Origin of the sequence: Pseudomonas sp. 30_B (assembly GCF_017491605.1) — a bacterium.
Taxonomy (GTDB): domain Bacteria; phylum Pseudomonadota; class Gammaproteobacteria; order Pseudomonadales; family Pseudomonadaceae; genus Pseudomonas.
The window spans coordinates 1-592 of record NZ_JAFGYY010000112.1 but is presented as its reverse complement, the minus strand read 5'-3'; the positions used below and the strand labels follow the sequence as shown (position 1 = coordinate 592).

The window sequence follows — 592 nt, the reverse complement described above, 5'->3', positions numbered from 1 at the left end:
ATCCGGACGTCAAGGGTTTCGCCGGCCTGGAGAACTACCGTTTTCTCGCGACCGATCCGTCGTTCCTGCCGGCGATCTGGCACACGCTCGCGCTGATCGGCTCGGTGCTCGCGATCACGGTGGCGGGCGGCGTGTTGATGGCCGTGCTGTTCGACCGCAAGTTCTACGGGCAGGGCATCGCGCGGCTCATCGCGATCGCGCCGTTCTTCGTGATGCCGACGGTGTCGGCGCTCATCTGGAAGAACATGATCCTGCACCCGGTGTACGGGCTCGTCGCGCGCGCGATGCGCGCGCTCGGCATGCAGCCGATCGACTGGTTCGCGCAGTATCCGCTCACGTCGATCGTGATCATCGTCGCGTGGCAGTGGCTGCCGTTCGCGTTCCTGATCCTCTTCACCGCGATCCAGTCGCTCGACCAGGAGCAGAAGGAGGCCGCGCGGATCGACGGCGCGGGCGCGTTCGCGATGTTCTTCTACATCACGTTGCCGCACCTGCGGCGCGCGATCGCGGTCGTCGTGATGATGGAGACGATCTTCCTGCTGTCGATCTTCGCGGAAATCTATACGACCACGGGCGGCGGCCCGGGCGACGC

Annotated in this window: 1 protein-coding gene; it reads left to right on the top strand. The window is 65.7% G+C overall.

The window, feature by feature from the left end; translation table 11 throughout:
• Positions 1-592, top strand: a 592-nt coding sequence (locus J5M67_RS27470; protein ID WP_207888546.1) for a carbohydrate ABC transporter permease, incomplete at both ends; no start/stop codon positions are given.